This is a genomic window from Gordonia sp. SID5947 (assembly GCF_009862785.1).
GTDB lineage: Bacteria > Actinomycetota > Actinomycetes > Mycobacteriales > Mycobacteriaceae > Gordonia.
On sequence record NZ_WWHU01000001.1, the window covers coordinates 1,341,936 to 1,361,802 of the forward strand.

Consider the following 19,867-nt stretch of genomic DNA (forward strand, 5'->3'; position numbering starts at 1 on the left):
ACCTCCGGTGTCGGAGTGGATCACCGAGGCGTGGTGGCGAGGGTCGACGCACCCTCCGACGGGTGCCCGTCAGCTGATCGGCACGCCCGACCGCGAGGTCCCGCCATGGTTCTGCGGACCATTCCCGTCGTCGCCCTCGGCCCGTGGCTGCGGGGGTGGACACACCGCGATGACGTCGTCGGCCAAGAGGGTCCTGGCTGCCTCACCGTCGTCGTCGAGACGCAGACAGAACGTGTCGACGACCGTGCTGCCCAAGGTCGCGACCTTGGCCCACCGCACCTGCGCACCATGTCGTTCGATCACCGCGCTGACCCGGCTCAACAGCCCGATCCGGTCATCTGTCCGCAACTCCATCAGGACACCAGCGGCCTCGGCGGACGAATCGTCGGCGGCGAGGTCGATCCAGATGATCCGGGGCGGCGCGACCGCGAACAGGGCGGGCACCGCGGTCTTCGGGTGCCCGGCACCGTCCACCGCGGGATCGGTGCTGCCTGCCGATGCGCCCGTACCCGCCGAGACCCCTGGCGTCGCGGACACCGACCCGATGGTCGGGATCGGCGATTCGGCCTCCCGTGCGTCGAGTCGGGCCAGCACATCGGTCTTGCCGTCGACCGCCGCCATCAACTGCTGGCGCATCAGACCGGCCTCTGGCGGACTTCCGAAGACAGGGACCACGACGAACGCGTTCACCGCGCTGCCCCGGTGGCTCTGCACCGTCGCGGAGTGCGAGCGCAGCCCGTTGAGGGCCAGCACGCCCGCCATCTTGGACAGCAGGCCGGGCTGGTCCGGCGCGACCATCGTCACCCGGAAGGTGTGCGGGCCGTCGGCGGGCGACATGCTCACGGAGAACCCACCGGCCTCGGCCAGTGCGATCTGGTCCGGCGACAAGGTTTCCGGGCGGACGGGTTCGTCCCCGTCGATGAGCCGCAGCGACCGCCGAACCAGGTCGTTGATCAACGAGGCCTTCCACTCACCCCACACGCCGGGACCGGTCGCAAGGGAATCCGCCTCGGCCAGCGTCGCCAACAACTCGAGCAGGACCCGATTGTGGCCGAGCGTGTCGACCACCGATTGTGCGGTGGCCGGATCGTCGAGATCCCGCCGAGTGGCCACACTGGGCAGGAGAAGATGGTGCCGGACCATCTCGGAGAGCAACGTCACGTCCTGGGGCCACAACCCGAACCGGTTGCCCACCTGCACCGCCAGCTCGGCACCGACGATGCTGTGGTCGGCACCACGCCCCTTGCCCAGATCGTGGATCAGCGCGCCGAGTATCAACAGGTCCGGCCGCGACACCCGCGTCGTCATCGAGCCTGCGTGTGCCGCCGTCTCCACCAGATGGCGGTCGACGGTCCACGTGTGGATGGCATCGCGGGGCGGTAGGTCGCGAACCGCGCCCCACTCGGGCAACAGCCGGCCCCACAGTCCGGTCCGATCGAGGGCCTCGATGGGGTCCACCATGTGATGTCCCGACCCCAGCAGCACGAGCAGGTCGCTGAGCGCCTCGGCGGGCCACGGCTCACGCAGTTCGGGGGCGTAATCGGCAAGACGGCTGAGGGTCGACGCGCTGATCGGCAAACCGGTGCGCGCCGACGCCGACGCCACGCGCAGGATGAGCCCCGGATCTTTGCTGGGAATCGCGTTGCGCGCCAACACGATCTCGCCGTTGTGCTCCACCACGCCCTCGTCCAGCGGCCGGCGGATCGGCGATCGGCGCAGTTTGGCGAGCCCGCGTCGCGGCAACGCGTTGCCCGCGGTCCGGAGTCCGACATCGATGGAGTAACTGATGGTGCGAGCCGAATCGCTGATGACCCGCGCAAGGTCGAACCGGTCGCCGATCCGCAGCGCAGCGCCGATCTCGTCGGCGTCCTGCGCGCGGACCTGCTCCCGCGGCCGGCCCGCGATCCGATGCAATTCGGTCCGGATGTCGAGCAGTCGACCGTAGGCGACCTGCGGCCCGGCACCCGGAGAATCCGGCCGCAGACTCGCCATCCCGTCGGTGAGTTGCGCGATCGCGAGAGCACCGAGCAGCTGCACGTCGCGCAGGCCGCCACGTCCGTTCTTGAGGTCCGGCTCGGCTCGATGCGCGATGTCGCCTGCGCGACGCCAGCGGTCCTGGGCATGCGCGACGACCGCCGGGAAACGATCGCGGATGTCGGTGCGCCACTGCTGACGGATGCCACCGATCAACAAGGTCGACAGATCTTCGTCGCCCACGATGTGCCGAGCCTCCAGCAATCCCAGCGCGGCGCTGACGTCCTCGGTGGCGACCTGGAGCGCCTGTGGCACCGTACGCACGCTGTGATCGAGCGGAATGTTGGCGTCCCACAACGGATACCACAGACCGTCGGCCACCTCGGCCACCTCGTCCGGTGGCCGATCGTCGTGTAACAGGATCAGATCGAGGTCGGAGAACGGCAACAGTTCGCCACGCCCGAGTCCGCCGACCGCGATGATCGAATAGCCGCTGTCGGGACGGATCCCGAGTTCCACTCCCTTTGAGGTCAGCCAGAATTCGTGGAGGTCGACGAGTACCTGCCGAAGACCCGCGGCATCGAGTTTCCCGCTCTTGCCCGATTCCAGAAGCTGACGACGCGTCGCGGCGAGATCGGTTGCGGCAACTGGTGTCTCAGGAATCGGACGTGCAGGACGCGGCCCCGCGTCCGAATCATCGGACGCGGGGCCGTGAGATGGGTTGAGAAAGGGCATCGGCGCGGTCTACAGCGCGTCGGCGCCGCGCTCACCGGTACGGACGCGAACGACCGACTCGACCGGCGACACCCATACCTTTCCGTCACCGATCTTGCCGGTGCGTGCGGCCTCCACGATGACGTCGACGACCTTGTCCACCGCCGCGTCGTCGACGACGACCTCGACGCGGACCTTCGGTACGAAGTCGACCGAGTACTCGGCACCGCGGTACACCTCGGTGTGGCCCTTCTGCCTCCCGTAACCCTGGACCTCACTGACGGTCATACCCAGGATTCCGGCCTGCTCCAAACCTGCTTTGACGTCCTCAAGCGTGAACGGTTTCACGATTGCGGTGATCAGCTTCATGAGTTATCCCTCTCCACAAGAATCAGCGTAGTAGCGAAAGTGCACGGATTCATGCGAGTTCATATGCCGTCTCCGCGTGTTCTGCCTCGTCGATGCCGTTGTGCTCGTCTTCCTGGCTGACCTTCCAGCCGAGCGGCTTGAGGACCAGCGCGATGATCGCCGTGAGAACACCGGTGAACACCAGGGCGAAAAGCGCGATGACGACCTGCACGACGAGCTGCTTGTAGTCATGGCCGTAGAACAGGCCGGTCTCCTCGGCGAGCAAGCCGATCGCGACCGTGCCCCACAGGCCTGAGACCAGGTGGACGCCGACGACGTCGAGCGAATCGTCGTATCCGAACTTGTTCTTCATGCTGATCGCCAGGGCCGAGAGCACACCGGCCACCACACCGAGGATCAGCGAGCCGACCGGGGTGAGAGCACCACAGGCGGGAGTGATCGCGACCAGACCGGCGACGATGCCCGATGCGGCACCGACGCTCGTCGGATGACGGTCGCGCACCCACTCCACGGCCAGCCAGCCGATCATCGCGGCCGCGGTGGCGGCGGTGGTGTTGATCCACACCTTGCCCGCGACCATGTCGGCGGCCAGCTCGGAGCCGGCGTTGAAGCCGAACCAACCGAACCACAGCAGCGCGGCGCCGAGCATCACGAACGGGATGTTGTGCGGGCGATAGGCCGTCTTGCCGAAGCCTGCGCGGGAACCGACCACGAGCGCGAGGACCAACGCGGCCATACCTGCGTTGATGTGGACCACGGTGCCGCCGGCGAAGTCGATCGGTGCGACGTTGGCGGCCCCGTCGGTGCTGCCGAACATCCAAGAGGCGAAACCGTTCTCGGCACCCGACATGATTCCGCCGCCCCAGACCATGTGCGACAGCGGGAAATACACGATGGTGGCCCAGAGCACGGAGAACACCAGCCAGGTCGAGAACTTCACCCGCTCGGCCAGGGCGCCGGAGATCAGCGCAACCGTGATGACGGCGAAGGTGAGCTGGAACGCGAGGAACACCGTCGACGGGATCGTGAGCCCGCCGGTGACGACCTGCTCGACCGCCTCCCCGCCCTGGGTCACCTCCTTGGTCTCCATCAACTGGTTGGACCCGAAGAGCGCGAACGGGTTCGAGAAGACGCCCCAGATGTCGTCCTCTCCGGTGATGCCGTTCCCGAAGGCCATCGAGAAGCCCCACAGCACGTACACGACACTGACGGTCGCGATCGAGCCGAAGGACATCATCATCATGTTCAGAACCGACTTACCCCGTGCCAACCCCCCGTAGAAGAAGGCGAGTCCCGGTGTCATCAGCAGCACCAAAGACGCGCTGATGAGCAACCACGCTGTGTTGCCGGCATCTGGTACTGCGAAAGCATCGTCTGGCAGCGCCAAAACCACTGTAGAAACCTCCCTAGAGTGCGCCGACGGCTCGGCGCCTGCAAAGAGACTGTCGGCAGTCGGTTTCATCCGTGGTGCTCTGGCGTTTCGAGAATGTGAACCACTCGCCGGTTTATATTTCCTACGGGTAACAGCGCAGGTCGTGCCTCAGCGTGTTCTCAGACGCGTCGAAGTATCGGCGGCCGCGAATTCACGTTCCGATAACGGTGCTTTCACGGCAGTGAATCTTCTAGAGCAACGCGTCGACGAATGCCTCCGGTTCGAACGGCGCCAGGTCGTCTGCGCCCTCGCCCAGACCGACGAGTTTCACCGGTACGCCGAGTTCTTCCTGCACATGGAACACGATGCCGCCCTTGGCGGTGCCGTCCAGCTTTGTCAGGACCACGCCCGTGATGTCGACGACCTCGGCGAACACCCGCGCCTGCGTGAGTCCGTTCTGACCCACCGTGGCGTCGAGGACGAGCAGGACCTCGTCGACCGGTGCCTTCTTCTCGACGACGCGCTTGACCTTGCCGAGCTCGTCCATGAGTCCCGTCTTGGTGTGCAGTCGACCCGCCGTGTCGATCATCACCACATCCGCGCCGTGATCGATACCCTTCACGACCGCGTCGAATGCCACCGACGCCGGGTCCGCCTGTTCTCTGCCGCGGACCACCTCAGCGCCGACTCGTTCCCCCCACGTCTGCAACTGGTCCGCGGCGGCCGCACGGAAGGTGTCGGCGGCACCCAGCAACACACGTCGCCCGTCGGCCACCAACACCCGGGCCAGCTTGCCGGTGGTCGTGGTCTTCCCTGTTCCGTTGACGCCGACCACCAGCACAACCGCGGGGCGGCCGGCGTGCGGGAGGGCTCGGACCGAACGGTCGAACTCGGGACGCAACTGCTCGACCAGCACCCGCTTCAGCAGGGCACGCGCCTCGTCGGCGCTACGTACGCTCGATGTGGCGAGTTCGGTCCGCAGACGCTCCACCACGGCCATCGTGGACGCCGTGCCGAGATCCGCCATCAGCAGAGTGTCCTCGATGTCCTCCCAGCTCTCCTCGTCGAGATCGCCGGCGCCCAGCAGTCCGAGCATGCTCTTGCCGATCGCGCCCTGCGAACGCGAGAGCCGTCCACGGAGACGGCCGAGCCGCCCCGCCGTCGGAGCGATCTCGTCGAGCTCGGGGGCGGGAGCCGCGAGGCCCGCCGGCTTCTCATCGGCAGGCGCCGGCTCCACGATCCCGGTGGCCGGCTCCTCGGGCTCAGCCGTCGGCGCTTCCACGACCTCGGCAGGCTCGGGCGGCGCCACGACGGCGTCGTCGGGAAGGGTCTGCGTTTCGGACGGCGCGGCGACATCGGCATCGGCAGGCGCGGCGGCATCGGCAGGCGCGGCGGCATCGGCAGGCTCGGCGGCATCGGCAGGCTCGGCGGCATCGGCATCGACATCGGGCAGCGCGACCTCCCGAATCCCTCGCTGCGCGGAGTCGCGGGGCACCGACGCGTCGTCGCCGACACCGGGCTGGCCGTCGACCTCGGTGCGTTCCCCACCCGGGCGCACCACCGGCTCCGGCGGTTCGGCGAGACCGACACCGCCTCCGCCCTGGCTGAAGTTGAACCCCGACCCGGCCTGATATCCGCCGGATCTGTCGACCTGCCTCGTCGTGCCGTCGATCGGACCCTGCGTCGCCGAATCGTCGGACAGCGAGATGCGCCGCCGCCGCGACAGCATCACGCCGACAACGATCAGCGCGATGAGCACGATGACGGCGACAACGATGCCGATGATGACTGCGGTGTTCACTCCGGTAGACCCCTGTCGATTGATTCGTACGAACGAGCTGACCCGATCAGGGTCGCATGTGGCGGTGGGCCGCCGTCAGGTCGCGTCGGTGTTCGTGACCGGCATGTCGACACCGCGCAGTCGCTGTGAGATCACCGTTGTGATGCCGTCCCCGCGCATACTCACGCCGTAGAGGGCATCGGCAACCTGCATGGTCGGTTTCTGGTGTGTGATCACGATCAGCTGCGACCGCTCGCGCAACTGCTCGAACAGCGAGATCAGCCTGCGCAGATTGGTGTCGTCGAGCGCGGCCTCGACCTCGTCCATCACATAGAACGGCGACGGCCGGGCCCGGAAGATCGCCACCAGCATCGCGACCGCGGTCAATGATTTCTCGCCACCGGACAGCAGCGACAGACGCTTGACCTTCTTTCCCGGCGGACGGGCCTCGACCTCGATCCCCGTGGTGAGCATGTCACCCGGTTCGGTGAGCACGAGGCGTCCCTCGCCGCCGGGGAACAGTGTCGTGAAGACCTGGGCGAACTCCCGTTCGACGTCGGCGTACGCCTCGGTGAAGACCTGCAGGATGCGAGCGTCGACCTCTTCGACCACAGACAGCAGGTCCCGCCGGGCGGCCTTGACGTCCTCGAGCTGAGCCGACAGGAAGTTGTAGCGCTCCTCGAGCGCCGCGAACTCCTCGAGCGCGAGCGGATTGACCTTGCCCAGTGTGTTGAGGTCCTTCTGTGCCTGCTTGGCCCGCTTCTCCTGGGTCGAACGGTCGAACGGCAGTGGCGCCGGCGCGACCACGGGCTCCCCACGTGCTTTGGCCTGCTCGTACTCCTGCATCTCGAGGGCCGACGGAGGCATCGGCACCTCGGGACCGTACTCGGCGACGAGGTCGTCGGGTGCGATGGCATACGAGTCCAGGATCTGTTCCTCGAGTTGCTCGATCCGGAGGGCGGCCTGCGCCTTGGCCAGCTCGTCGCGGTGCACGGTGTCGCGCAGGGCGTTGAGCGTCGCCGTGAGCTCCGCGGTCTTGTTCTTGAGTTCGTCGACAGCCGCGGTCCGCTCCACGCGTACTTGTTCGAGTTGGTCCCGCCCCGCCTGCGCATTCTGCACGGCGGCCGAAAGCCGTTGGGAGACCTCGGCTCCGGCTTCGACGACAGCTGAGGCGACCGCCGCCGCGCGACGCCGCGCCAGATCCTGGCGCTCGGCACGCAGTCGCGCCTCGCGTTCGCGTTGCGCGGCGCGGCGCAGGGAATCCGCTCGCCCGCGCACCGAGGCGAGTCGCTCTTCGGCCGTGCGCAACTGCAGCCGCGCCTCCATCTCCGCCGACCGTGCCGCGGTCACCGCTTCCGCCGCCGCGGTGCGGGGCGTGTCGTCGCCGGCGTGGGCCGGGGCGTCGTCGGATTCGTCACGGGCATAACGCAATCGCTCTTCGAGCTCATGCAGGGTGGTCAGCGACTCGGCGCGGCCCTCTTCGGCCTTGCCCCGCTGGCGGGTCAGACGATCGCTCTCCGAGCGCGCCACGCGGATCTCGTGGCCCAGGCGCGCCATCTGCTCATAGGCCCCCCGACGTTGGCGTCGGACTCGTGCAAAGCGGCCAACGCCTCTTCGGCGGATTCGCGTCTGTCCACCTGCTCGGCCATCGCTCCGTCGAGGGCGGCCTCGATCTCCTCGAGCCGGTGTCGGGCCGCCGACAGCTCGGATGTCGCCGCATCGATGGCCGACTGCACTTCGAGCGACGACGGGCGATGTGATGACCCGCCCTCGATGGATCCCGGCCCGATGCGGTCACCGTCGAGCGTGACGGTCCGTACGCGGTGCCGCTGCGCGATGTCGAGGCCCTGCTCGGCGGTGTCCACCAGTACGGTGTCGGCCAGCACGTGGTCGACTGCACCGCGGATGGACGGGCGGCACGTCACGACCGACGACGCCCAACGCGCGCCGTCGGGTAGGTCGATGTCCGAGCGAGCCGCCGCTTCGGGCAGTCCGCCCAGGATCAGCGCGGCTCGGCCGCCGTCGCCCGACTTCAGCGCGGTGAGCGCTCGGACCGCGGCGATGGCGTCCACGGTCGCGATCGCGTCGACGGACGGCCCGAGCGCGCCGGCGATCGCGGTCTCATAACCGGTGTCGACGGTGAGCAGTTCCGACATCGGCCCGACCAGCCCGTCGGGGGCATTGTCGAGCAGCCAGGCACCACCGTCGTTGCGTTCGAGTCCTACCTCGAGTGCCTCGATCCGGGCCGACAGCGACGCGATCCGTTGCTCGGTCTCACGTTGGCCGGCCTGCAGCGACGCCACCCGCTCGTTCGCCTGGTTCAGCGCCGTCACGGAACGTTCGTGGTGCTCGTCGAGTCCGTGTTCGGCGGCCTCGTATGCGCTGAGGGTCTCGGCCATCGAGTCCTGCTGGGCCTGGGCCGCCTCGGCGCGCTCGTTGGCCGCCGCGATCGCAGCGGTCAGTCGCGCGGTCTCCGCATCGACCGACTCGGACTTGGTCCGTAGGTTGGCAACCTGTCCCTCGAGTCGCGCGAGTCCCTCGCGTCGGTCGGCGATGGCCCGTACGGCCGCCATGTGAGCACGTTCGGCCTCGGCGGCCACCTGCTCACATCGGGACAGCTCTTCCTTCGCGGCATCCAGATACTCCGCGGCGGCCTCCACGGTGCCGTCGAGTTCGGCTTCGGTCAGCGCGGCCTCTTCGGCCTCGCGCTCGAGTTCGTCGGGATCGGGCCCACCCGGCGGATTGGACGGCTCGCTCAGATGACGAGTGCGCTCGGCTGCCACCCGGCACGTCGCGTCCACCCTCTCGGCCAACGCGGAGAGCCGGAACCAGGTCTGGGCGGCGGCACTCGCGGCAGGTGCGACCTCCGCGAGGTGGCGTTCGTGCTCGGCGAGTTCGGCCGTCACGTGGTCGAGGGCGGCGGTCACCTCGTCCTGCTGATGACGGACCTCGTCCTCGACCGCCGTGTGCTCAGCCATCTCGGAACGTCGGGTCACCAGGTCGTCGGCCGCCAGCCGCAGCCGCGCGTCGCGAAGGTCCGCCTGCACGGTCTGTGCCCGGCGCGCCACCTCCGCCTGACGTCCCAGTGGTTTGAGCTGACGGCGGAGTTCCGCGGTGAGATCGGTCAGCCGTGCCAGGTTGGCCTGCATGCCGTCGAGCTTGCGGACCGCCTTCTCTTTGCGCTTGCGGTGTTTGAGGACACCCGCGGCCTCCTCGATGAACGCCCGCCGGTCCTCGGGCCGCGACTCGAGAATGGCGGCCAGCCTGCCTTGTCCGACGATGACGTGCATCTCCCGGCCGATACCCGAATCGCTCAACAACTCCTGCACGTCCATCAACCGGCAGGAGTTCCCGTTGATCTCGTACTCGCCGGCCCCGTCGCGGAACATCCGTCGCGTGATCGAGACCTCGGAGTACTCGATGGGCAACGCGCCGTCGGAGTTGTCGATGGTCAGGGTCACCTCGGCGCGGCCGAGGGGCGGCCGTCCGGAGGTGCCCGCGAAGATGACATCCTCCATCTTGCCGCCGCGCAGCGCCTTGGCTCCCTGCTCACCCATGACCCAGGTCAGCGCGTCGACGACGTTGGACTTACCCGACCCGTTCGGCCCCACCACGCAGGTGATCCCGGGCTCGAATCGCAGCGTCGTCGAGGACGCAAACGACTTGAAGCCCTTCAGGGTGAGGCTTTTGAGGTGCACGACGGTACAGAATACTCACCATCGTGGCCTGATCACCGTCACCACGCGGCAGGGCGCACGTCCCTTCCGTGCGCCGGATGGCCGCCGGCGACGGCCGTCAGCGCTCGACGAACCCGTTCAGGTCGCCGCGTGCGCCCTCGAACCGCTCGACGACGAGGTCGACCGACCCAGCGGTCTCCCCCGACCTCAACAGGGCCAGCAACGCGTCGGCCGCGTCCCTGGACCCTTCCGCGACCACGAGGACACGTCCGTCAGCCAGATTTGCGGCATAGCCGACGAGCCCGAGTTCGAGCGCCCGAGAGCGCGTCCACCAGCGAAACCCGACACCCTGAACATGTCCGTGCACGTACGCGGTGAGCCGGACGTCGCCGTTGTCGGACATTGCTCAGTCGGTCTCGATCGCGAGATTCACGGTGGCGCCGGCCTTGATCGTCCGCCCGACGGTGCACACCGCATCGATCGCGCGCTCGACGACCACCAGCAGCCGCTCGGCAGCAGCGTCGTCGAGCTCCGACAGATCGACCTCGAGGACCTCGTCGAGGACCGGGTAACGCTCGTTCTCACGATCGGCGGCGCCGCTCACCCGGACGGTTGCGTCGTAGTCGTCACCGAGCCGTCGCGAGAGCGGCCGGTCCGACGACATGCCCGTACAGGCGGCCAACGCGATCTTGAGCAGTTCCCCGGGGGTGAACACGCCCTCGACATCCTCGGACCCGACCAGGACCTCGGCGCCACGAGAGCTCCGCCCCGTGTAGCGACGGTTTCCGGTCCGTTCGACCCACAGGTCGGTGTGAGGACGGTGGGCCGACGGCCCCTCGGGCGCTGGCTGCGTGGTCTGCTGATCGGTCGTCATGGTCGCTGATTCGATCCTTTTCGTCGGGTCCCGCCGATGGCCCTTGCCGCCGCGGTCTCTGCCGCACCCACAACGCGAACTGGTGCGGATTGCTTCCGGGCCGGTTCACGTCGCTGGCATCGCGGGCAATAGTACGAGCTGCGATTCATGAACTGTTCGCGGCGCATGATCGCGCCGCAACGCCGGCACGGCAGACCTTCGCGTCCGTACGCGTTGAGTGACCGTTCGAAGTAGCCCGACTGACCGTTCACGTTGACGTACAACGAGTCGAACGACGTCCCGCCGACGACGAGGGCCTCGCTCATCACGTCGGTGACCGACGCCACAAGGTCCACGATCTTCGCCCGGCTCAAGCGATCGGCCATTCGCGTTCCATGGATTCGACTGCGCCACAACGCCTCATCGGCATAGATGTTGCCGACGCCGGAGATGACGGTCTGGTCGAGGAGCACGCGCTTGATCTCCGAGTGCCGCGCTCTGATCGCGACGACGACGGCCGCCGGATCGAACGACGGATCGAAGGGGTCGGGTGCGATGTGCGCGATCGATTCGGGCAGCGAACCCCCGTCGGCGACCGGCGGTCCCAGATACTCGTCGACATGCCAGCCGCCGAAGGTCCGCTGGTCCACGAACCGCAGCTCGTTGCCATCGTCGAGGGTGGCACGAATTCGGAGGTGAACATGGTCGGGGGCACCGGCTTCGGTGATGAGCATCTGACCGCTCATACCCAGATGGACGACCACCGGGAATCCGTCGGCGTCGTCGCCGAGATCGAGCCACAGATATTTGCCGCGTCGGTGGGCACCGGTGACGGTCTTGCCCGTCAGGCGGCCGGCGAGATCGGTGCCGCCACCGAGATGCCGCCGGACCGATCGTGGATGCAACACCTCGACGGCGACGATCTGTCGGCCCGCGACGTGGTCGGCGAGGCCGCGCCGAACGGTCTCGACCTCGGGGAGCTCTGGCACCGGGTTCCGCCGATCAGTTGGCGGCCGCGGCGCGGTCGGTCAGCACCTGCCAGGCCAGGGCCGCGGCCTTCTGCTCGGCCTCTTTCTTCGTCCGCCCACTGCCCTCGCCGAGCCCCTCGCCGGCGATCACGGCGGTGGCGGTGAATTCCTTGTTGTGGTCGGGACCGGTCGACGAGATCTGATAGTGCGGCGGACCGAACCCGTGTTCGGCCGAGAGTTCCTGCAACGAAGTCTTCCAGTCCAGCCCGGCACCGAGATGACCTGCGTGCCCGATGATCTCGTCGAACAAACCGAGGATGATGGTCTGGCACTCGGCCAACCCGTGCTCGAGGTACAGCGCACCGAGCAACGACTCCAGACCATCGGCGAGAATGCTGTCCTTGTCGCGACCGCCCGTCATCTCCTCACCGCGGCCCAGGTAGAGATGACGGCCGAGACCGCCGGGACCAAGGCCACGCGCCACATCGGCGAGCGCATGCATGTTGACCACGCTCGCCCGGATCTTCGCGAGTTCACCCTCGGACTTGTCCGGATATCGGAGGTAGAGACGCTCGGTGATGACCACGCCGAGCACCGAATCGCCCAGGAATTCCAGGCGTTCGTTGGTGGGCAGACCGCCGTTCTCGTACGCGTAGGAACGATGGGTCAGTGCGAGGGTGAGCATCTCCGGCGACAGCTCTCCGCGAACGGCGGTGAGCAGATCCCCGAATCCGCTGTCGGTGGTCCCGGTCCGCGTCGACTCGTCGGTCGCGCCATGTCCTTCGGCCACGACGGCTCAGTCACCGCCTTTGTCGTCCGACGGTTCGGATGCGTCCCGGGAGGTCTCCTCCGCGGCGCCGAACTTCTCCCGTAACGCAGCCCAACGCGGGTCGATGACCTCGTGGGCGTGTCCGGGTTCGGCGACGGCGAGTCGAACGCCACATTCCGGGCACAGCCCTTCGCAGTCGTCCGAACACAGTGGCGACATCGGGAGTTCGAGTGCCACGGCGTCGATGATCGATTGCTCCAGGTCGATGCGATCATCCTCGATCCGGTGGATGTCCTCGGCGTCGGTGGTCTGTTCCGTCTCACTGTCGGGATAGGCGAACAGCTCGGTGAGGAAGACCGTCACGGTGCCGTCGACGGGTTCCAGGCAGCGCGAGCACTGCCCAGCGGTCTCCCCGCTCACCGTCCCGGTCACCAGCACGCCTTCGCTGACCGATTCCAGCCGCAGATCGAGGTCGACCTCGGAGTCCTCGGGGATCGCGATCATGTCGACGCCCAGGCGATCGGGGGCGACCGCGGTGCGGTGGACCTCGGACATCGTCCCGGGGCGGCGCCCGAGGGACCTTATGTCGAGGACGAAGGGATCGCGCACGGCTGCTGCCGACTCGGGCGTCTGTCGTTGTCGACCACTGAGCGGGCCGTCGGGAGACACCGACTCGCCCGCGGCGGTCCCGCGGCTCGTTGCATGTTCAGACACAGTTGCACGATACGCCCGACCTGCGGGGTGTTCGAACGACATGCGCACCAATCATCCGAGGTCGGGCAGATCGCCTCACACGGCCAGACGCGAACCCTGCTCGTCGGCGACGTCTCGGCTCGACGACGACCCTCCCCGCGGCGCAGGCGGCTCGTCCACGCTGCGCGGGTACTCGACGTAGTCGTGCATTCCGGCACCGGTACGCAGTTGGTGGCGACCCCGGTTCACCGAACGCAGTGTGCCGGTGAGGATCTCCTCGAACTGCGCGAGCTTCTCGTCGACGTAGATGTCGCAATCACCGCGCAGTCGGTCGGCCTCGGCGTGGGCCGCATCGATGATGCGTTCCGCCTCGGACTTGGATGCGGCGACCACCTCTGCCTCCGAAACCAGTCGCTGCTGCTCGGCGATGCCGTCGGCAACCGACTTGTCGTAGGTGTTGTTGGCCGAGTCGATGGTCCGCTGCGCCTCCGCCCGGGCACGTCCGGTGACGGCCTCGAACTCGCGAGCCGCGCTCGTCGACAGGCGATGGGCCTCCGCGGTCGCCTCGTCGACGAGCTGGTTGCCGTGGGCGCCGGCCTCGTCGACCATGCGATCTGCCTGCGCCTTGGCCTCGGACAGGATGCGGTCGGCCTCGGCCCTGGCGTGGCCCATCACCGCCTCGGATTCCGAATCGGCCTTGCTGATGACGTTCTCCGCGTGCTCGCGCGCGTTGCCGACGAGCGAATCGCGCTGGTCGAGCACGTCCTGGGCATCGTCGAGCTCGCCTGGGATCGAATCCTTGATGTCATCGAGAAGTTCGAGGACATCGCCTCGCGGAACGACGCAGCCCGCGGTCATCGGGACGCTTCGCGCTTCCTCGACAATCGCGACGAGTTCGTCGAGCGCTTCAAAAACCCGGTACACAGCTACCCCAATCCGGCGTATGCCTTCGGTCTGCCACTGAAACAACTGTGACCATTGTGCCGAATGGTGCGTCTGTGATTAGTGAGGCGCACGGGGTGTGTCGCGGGGACGTCAGATTCGCTGCTCCCCCGCCAACCGGGCCTGCAGCCGCTCGTGGATCTTCGGCGAGAGGAACGGCACGACGTCGCCGCCGAGCTTGGCGACCTCTTTGACCAGCGAACTCGACACATGCGCGAATCGCGGATCGGTCAGCAGGAACATCGTCTCGACATCGGTGAGATCGCGGTTCATCTGCGCCATCGGCACCTCGTAGTCGAAGTCGGTACCCGACCGCAGACCCTTCACGATGGTGTCGATCCCCTCGTTGCGGGTGTAGTCGACGAGCAATCCGGTCCACCTGTCCACCCGCACGTTCGGGAGATCGGCACAGTCCTCGCGGATGAGGGCGATCCGTTCGTCGACTCCGAACATCCCCTGCTTGTTCGGATTCACCACCACGGTGACGACGAGGGAATCGAACCGGGCGGCCGCTCGCTCCACGATGTAGCGGTGACCAACGGTGAACGGGTCGAAGGATCCGGGGAAGACAGCTGAGGTCATATCCGGAATCTACGCGAGCGGCCGCCACCGCTCGGGTCATGGCCCGGCATTCAGCTCCCCGGTGAGACGCGCCATGAGATCGGCCGCCGGACCGGCGGTCACCGACCGCCAACCCGTCCCAGCCCACAGGTTGATGTCGTCGGCCTCGCCGGCCGCGGTCGCCGCAGATCGGATCGGTTTCGTCACGTGATGAATATGCGGATAGTGCGGCGGCGCTTCAGGATGCCGCTCGGTGAAGCCATTGCGCAGCGACCGTGCCGAACGCCCCGAGAAGGCTCGCGTCACCAGCGTGTCGGAATAGCGAGCGTCCAGCAACGCACGACAATGCGGCTCCGATGTCCCCGCCTCGTCGCAGCACAGAAACGCGGTCCCCAACTGAGCACCGACCGCGCCCGCCGCCAACAGAGCTCCGATCGCGGCGCCGTCGGTGATGCCACCCGCCGCGATCACCGGGACATCGACGACGTCGACAAGCTTTCGGACGAGCTCGGCGGTTGTCGTGCGCGGGCCCCCGTCGGGCTCGGCCGGGTCGTCGAACCACAGTCCGCGGTGGCCGCCTGCCTCGATCCCCTGCGCCACCAGCGCGTCGGCACCCGATGCCACCGCCGTTCTGGCCTCCGCCTCTGAGGTCACGGTCACCGCCACCGGGACACCGAGTTCTCGATGAACGCGCGAGACCACCGTGGTGCCCGGGTCGCCGAAGGTGAAGCTGACGATCGCGGGCCGATGCCGAGCCAGGATCTCGAGCTTCTCGGCGACGTGCTCGTCGGTGAAACGCGGCTCCCCCGGCGCCACCCCATATCGTTGCGCCTCAGGACGGAGGCCGTCGATGTAGGCCTGCACCTGATCGTCGACGTCCCCCTCGGGCTCCGGACCGGAGAGAAAGAGGTTCACCCCGTAGGGCCGGTCCGACCGCCGCTCGAGTTCGGCGACCATGTCGTCCAGGGCCTCGGGGGTCAGGTAACCCGCGGGAAGCCAACCCAGTCCACCAGCTGCACCAACCGCCGCAACCAACGCGGGCGTCGACGGACCACCGGCCATCGGCGCGCAAAGGATGGGCACCGGGACCTGCAATGATCCGATCCGCATCGGTTCGACACCATCGCCTCGGTCAGGCATGTTCGGCCACCTCCACTCGCGTATCCCCATAGACCTTCTCGACGAGCACGGTCATCCCGGCCGGCCATCGGGTCAGCGGCGCCCGCGCACTCCGCTCGACCACCACGACGCCATCGTCGGCGAGCCACGCCTCCCCGACCGCCGCGAGGTCCGACGCCATCTCGTCGTTCGCCTGGTCGTACGGCGGGTCCAGGAAGACCAGGTCGAATCTGCCGGGGGGCGGCGCCGACAGGAACGACCCCACTGGGCGCGTGATCACCACGGCCGATCCGGACTTTCCGCAGGCGTCGAGGTTGGCACCGATCACCGACGTCGCGCGGCGCCGGGAATCCACCAGGGTCGCGTGTTCCGCACCGCGCGAGAGCGCCTCGATGGCGAGTGCGCCCGAGCCCGCGTACAGATCGAGGACACGGGCACCGGCGAGGTCGAACCGCGCGGAGATCATGTTGAAGACGGCTTCCCGGACACGATCGGACGTCGGACGCGTACCGTTGTCAGGAACGGACAATCTGCGCCCGCGGGAGTCACCGGCGATGATTCTGGTCATTGCCCTCATTCTGCGCTCCGGACCGCTGCCGAGGACGTCCGCCCCGCCGCTCCGCAGGGGCACCGGGTGACATCAATGTGACCCACTTCACAAACCTGCGCTGAACAGGCGGAAGGTAGGGCTTTCGCCGACCGATTTCCGCTGCTAGATGACTTCGCCGACACACATTGTTAACGTCAAAAAGGTCATGAGCCCGTCCCAAACAAGAACGGCCCCAGCAACTGCCCTTGCTGTCGAATATCGACAGCCCACCGCCGACGACGGTATGCGACTGTGGGAAATCGCCTCGGACTCAAAGGTTCTCGACGTCAACTCGAGTTATGCCTATGTTCTGTGGTGTCACGATTTCGCCAACACGTCCATCATCGCCGAGGTCGATGGCCATCCGGTCGGTTTCGTCACCGGATATCGCCGTCAGACCGACCCGTCGACCATCATGGTCTGGCAGGTTGCGGTGGACGACAATTACCGTGGTCACGGCATCGCCGGCACCATGCTGCACCGTCTACTGGAGCGCACCCAGCGGTCCGGAGTGGTGGCGATGCACACCACGATCAGCCCCGACAACGGCGCCTCGCAACGTTTGTTCGAGTCCGTCGCCGATGCGCGTGGTCTTCGATTCGAACGACGGGATCTGTTCGCAGCAGAACAGTTCCCGGACGCCCACGAGCCCGAGGATCTCTACATCCTCGAACCAACAGTTTCCGAATTCTGATTTCGCACAACAATTGTGAAACTCGGCGGTGCCGCCATTCCGGGTCACCGGCATACTCGGCCGCCGCCATCCATTGATCGTCAAACACAAAAGGGGGAAGTCACGATGGAGCTTCTCGATCAGACCGTTGATGATTCGGTCTTCACCCAACACGAGTCGGAAGTCCGCAGCTATTGCCGTAGCTGGCCGGCGGTGTTCACCCGCGCGAGCGGTTCATGGATGACCGACACCACCGGTCGCGAATACCTGGACTTCTTCGCCGGAGCCGGCTCACTGAACTACGGGCACAACAACCCGATCATGAAATCGGCTCTGCTGGACTACATTTCCGATGACGGCATCACCCACGGTCTCGACATGGCCACCGTCGCCAAGGGAAAGTTCATCGAGGCCTTCACGCAGAAGATCCTCGCGCCGCGCGGACTGGACTACAAGATCCAGTTCCCCGGCCCCACCGGCACGAACGCGGTCGAGGCCGCGCTCAAGTTGGCACGCAAGGTGACCGGCCGTGAGTCGATCATCAGTTTCACCAACGCTTTTCACGGTATGACGCTGGGATCCCTCTCGGTGACCGGCAACTCGATGAAGCGCGCAGGCGCCGGCATTCCGCTGGTGCACGCCACCCCGATGCCGTTCGACAACTACTTCGGCGGCGTCACCGAGGACTTCGGCTGGTTCGAGCGTGTCCTCGACGATTCCGGCAGCGGTCTCAATCGGCCCGCCGCGGTGATCGTGGAGACCGTGCAGGGCGAGGGCGGCGTCAATGTCGCTCGTATGGAGTGGCTGCGCGCGTTGTCGGAGCTCTGCGAACGTCGCGACATCTTGCTGATCGTCGACGACGTGCAGATGGGCTGCGGCCGCACCGGTGAGTTCTTCTCATTCGAGGAGGCCGGCATCAAGCCCGACATCGTCACCTTGTCGAAGTCGATCAGCGGGTATGGCCTGCCCTTGGCGCTGACCCTGTTCAAGCCTGAACTCGACGTCTGGACGCCGGGTGAGCACAACGGCACGTTCCGCGGCAACAACCCGGCGTTCGTCACGGGCACCAAGACCATCGAGCACTTCTGGAGCGACGACAAGCTCACCAAGGAGGTGTTCGCCAAGGGCGAGCAGATCAACACCGCGTTCAGCGAACTGGCCGACCGGTACGAGGGCATCAGCACCCGCGGCCGCGGCATGGTTCGCGGACTCGTCTTCGAGGAGGCCGCCACCGCCAGCAAGGTGTGCGCATCGGCATTCGGTGCCGGGCTGCTCGCCGAGACCTCCGGGCCTTCCGATGAGGTCGTCAAACTTCTTCCCGCGCTGACGATCTCGACCGACGACCTGGGTCGCGGACTGGAGATCATCAGCAATTCAGTCAAGGAGGTCATCGGATGATCGTTCGTACCACAGAGGAAATCACCGGCACCGAACGCGAGGTCGCGGATCCGCTCGGCAACTGGGTGTCCAAACGCATCGTGCTGGGTGGCGACGGGGTCGGCTTCTCCTTCCACGAGACGACCATCGACGCCGGATCGGTGAACAACTTCCACTACGCCAACCACATCGAGGCCGTGTGGCTGGTGGAGGGCACCGGGACCCTGCTCGACAAGGGCACCGGCAAGACCTATCCGCTCGCCCCCGGCACCATGTACCTGCTGAACGAGCATGATGACCATCAGGTCACGGCGGATACACAGATGCGCATGCTGTGCGTCTTCAACCCGCCCGTCGTCGGCACCGAGGTGCACGACGAGAACGGGGTTTACCCGCTGGTCGCCGTGCCGGCGCCGACAGGCAAGCACAGCACCGTCTAGCCGGTCTGCCACACACGCGCAGAGGGTCCGCCACGACGCGAACGTCGTGGCGGACCCTCTGCGCGTGCGGCTACCCTTGGCGGGATGCGCACGCGACTGCAGATCGGTTGGGAACCTGCCGAGCCGACAGATGTCGACGCAGACGTAGACGAACGCATCGACAAGTTGTGCGGACTGCTCGACGGACGCCGGGTCGTGGCGCTCACCGGTGCCGGGATCTCCACGGATTCCGGAATCCCCGACTATCGCAGCCCCGGTGCCCCGCTACACACCCCGATGACACTGGAGATGTTCCTGTCGTCGCCGGCGTTCCGCCGCCACTACTGGGCCCGCAATCACCTCGGCTGGCGGCACATGGATGCTGCGCGGCCCAACGCCGCCCATCGCGCGCTGACCGAACTCCAACGCCGCGGCGTCCTCACCGGCGTGATCACCCAGAACGTCGACATGCTGCACACCAAGGCCGGCACCCGCAAGGTCGTGGAACTCCACGGATGCTACGGACGCGTCCGCTGCCTGGATTGCGAGTGGCTGATATCCCGTCACCGACTCGCCCGCGAACTCGACACCCTCAACAAGGGATTCGACGAACGGGTTCGTGGTCGCGGCGCGATCGAGGTTGCACCCGACGCGGACGCGGCGATCGACGACACCAGTGATTTCCGGATGATCGACTGCCCACGATGCGGCGGCATCGTCAAACCCGACATCGTCTATTTCGGCGAGAGCGTTCCCAAACCTTTGGTCCGCCACGCCTTTTCGATGGTCGATGAGGCGGACGCACTGCTCGTCGTAGGTTCGTCACTGACCGTGATGAGTGGTCTGCGTTTCGCGCGTCATGCACACCGCACCGGCAAGCAAGTGGCCGTCGTCAACCGCGGCGCAACCCGCGCCGACGCCATCGCCGATCTCAAGATCGATCATCTGGCATCCGTCGTGCTCCCGGCGCTCGCAGCGTCGGCGACCCGCGGGTGCGCGCTGCAGCACGCGCGCTGAG

At 67.0% G+C, this 19,867-nt stretch carries 17 protein-coding genes and 1 pseudogene; 4 read left to right on the forward strand and 14 right to left on the reverse strand.

Annotation, left to right across the window (positions count from 1 at the left end; translation table 11 throughout):
- Positions 1-69 precede the first annotated feature (69 nt).
- The 14 genes and pseudogenes from GTV32_RS06265 to rsmD all read right to left on the reverse strand — a co-directional run bounded on the left by GTV32_RS06265 (position 70) and on the right by rsmD (position 16,359).
- Positions 70-2,709: a [protein-PII] uridylyltransferase gene (locus GTV32_RS06265; protein ID WP_161059396.1), complete on the reverse strand. Its 2,640-nt coding sequence runs from the start codon at positions 2,707-2,709 to the stop codon at positions 70-72.
- A 9-nt stretch (positions 2,710-2,718) separates the two neighbouring features.
- A complete protein-coding gene (locus tag GTV32_RS06270) occupies positions 2,719-3,057 on the reverse strand; it encodes a P-II family nitrogen regulator (RefSeq protein ID WP_005176661.1) in 339 nt (112 codons plus the stop codon).
- Positions 3,058-3,106: 49 nt separating this feature from the next.
- Positions 3,107-4,450 (reverse strand): ammonium transporter, encoded by a 1,344-nt coding sequence (locus GTV32_RS06275; RefSeq protein WP_161059397.1) that lies wholly within the window; start codon positions 4,448-4,450, stop codon positions 3,107-3,109.
- Between the two features lie 229 nt (positions 4,451-4,679).
- Positions 4,680-6,230, reverse strand: a complete 1,551-nt coding sequence (gene ftsY / locus GTV32_RS06280; protein ID WP_161059398.1) for a signal recognition particle-docking protein FtsY — start codon at positions 6,228-6,230, stop codon at positions 4,680-4,682.
- A 75-nt stretch (positions 6,231-6,305) separates the two neighbouring features.
- Positions 6,306-9,907, reverse strand: a pseudogene (gene smc / locus GTV32_RS06285) (chromosome segregation protein SMC).
- A gap of 97 nt (positions 9,908-10,004) precedes the next feature.
- Positions 10,005-10,289, reverse strand: coding sequence for an acylphosphatase (locus GTV32_RS06290; protein WP_161059399.1), 285 nt, complete (start codon positions 10,287-10,289; stop codon positions 10,005-10,007).
- 3 nt (positions 10,290-10,292) lie between these two features.
- Positions 10,293-10,760 (reverse strand): OsmC family protein, encoded by a 468-nt coding sequence (locus GTV32_RS06295; RefSeq protein ID WP_161059400.1) that lies wholly within the window; start codon positions 10,758-10,760, stop codon positions 10,293-10,295.
- Positions 10,757-11,728, reverse strand: coding sequence for a bifunctional DNA-formamidopyrimidine glycosylase/DNA-(apurinic or apyrimidinic site) lyase (gene mutM, locus GTV32_RS06300; protein ID WP_161059401.1), 972 nt, complete (start codon positions 11,726-11,728; stop codon positions 10,757-10,759). The genes GTV32_RS06295 and mutM overlap by 4 nt, the downstream gene beginning before the upstream one ends.
- Positions 11,729-11,741: 13 nt before the next feature.
- Positions 11,742-12,428 (reverse strand): ribonuclease III, encoded by a 687-nt coding sequence (gene rnc / locus GTV32_RS06305; RefSeq protein ID WP_202422215.1) that lies wholly within the window; start codon positions 12,426-12,428, stop codon positions 11,742-11,744.
- A gap of 75 nt (positions 12,429-12,503) precedes the next feature.
- Complete coding sequence (locus tag GTV32_RS06310; RefSeq protein ID WP_343287435.1) at positions 12,504-13,085, reverse strand: DUF177 domain-containing protein; 582 nt, start codon at positions 13,083-13,085, stop codon at positions 12,504-12,506.
- A gap of 180 nt (positions 13,086-13,265) precedes the next feature.
- Positions 13,266-14,093 (reverse strand): DivIVA domain-containing protein, encoded by an 828-nt coding sequence (locus GTV32_RS06315; protein WP_161059404.1) that lies wholly within the window; start codon positions 14,091-14,093, stop codon positions 13,266-13,268.
- 111 nt (positions 14,094-14,204) lie between these two features.
- Complete coding sequence (coaD, locus tag GTV32_RS06320; protein WP_161059405.1) at positions 14,205-14,693, reverse strand: pantetheine-phosphate adenylyltransferase; 489 nt, start codon at positions 14,691-14,693, stop codon at positions 14,205-14,207.
- Positions 14,694-14,729: 36 nt separating this feature from the next.
- Positions 14,730-15,812, reverse strand: coding sequence for a nitronate monooxygenase (locus GTV32_RS06325; RefSeq protein WP_237421488.1), 1,083 nt, complete (start codon positions 15,810-15,812; stop codon positions 14,730-14,732).
- A complete protein-coding gene (gene rsmD, locus GTV32_RS06330) occupies positions 15,805-16,359 on the reverse strand; it encodes a 16S rRNA (guanine(966)-N(2))-methyltransferase RsmD (RefSeq protein ID WP_161059406.1) in 555 nt (184 codons plus the stop codon). Before rsmD ends, GTV32_RS06325 begins: the two co-directional genes overlap by 8 nt.
- A 187-nt stretch (positions 16,360-16,546) precedes the next feature.
- On the opposite strand from rsmD, the gene ectA reads away from it, so the two are divergent.
- The 4 genes from ectA (at position 16,547) to GTV32_RS06350 (ending at position 19,866) form a co-directional block, all read left to right on the forward strand.
- Positions 16,547-17,074, forward strand: coding sequence for a diaminobutyrate acetyltransferase (gene ectA, locus GTV32_RS06335; protein ID WP_161059407.1), 528 nt, complete (start codon positions 16,547-16,549; stop codon positions 17,072-17,074).
- 105 nt (positions 17,075-17,179) lie between these two features.
- Positions 17,180-18,451 carry a diaminobutyrate--2-oxoglutarate transaminase gene (ectB, locus tag GTV32_RS06340; protein ID WP_161059408.1) on the forward strand — a complete coding sequence of 424 codons (1,272 nt, stop codon included), beginning with the start codon at positions 17,180-17,182 and terminating at the stop codon, positions 18,449-18,451.
- Positions 18,448-18,870 carry an ectoine synthase gene (locus GTV32_RS06345; protein ID WP_161059409.1) on the forward strand — a complete coding sequence of 141 codons (423 nt, stop codon included), beginning with the start codon at positions 18,448-18,450 and terminating at the stop codon, positions 18,868-18,870. Before ectB ends, GTV32_RS06345 begins: the two co-directional genes overlap by 4 nt.
- Positions 18,871-18,954: 84 nt before the next feature.
- Positions 18,955-19,866 carry a Sir2 family NAD-dependent protein deacetylase gene (locus GTV32_RS06350; protein WP_161059410.1) on the forward strand — a complete coding sequence of 304 codons (912 nt, stop codon included), beginning with the start codon at positions 18,955-18,957 and terminating at the stop codon, positions 19,864-19,866.
- Position 19,867: the final 1 nt, after the last annotated feature.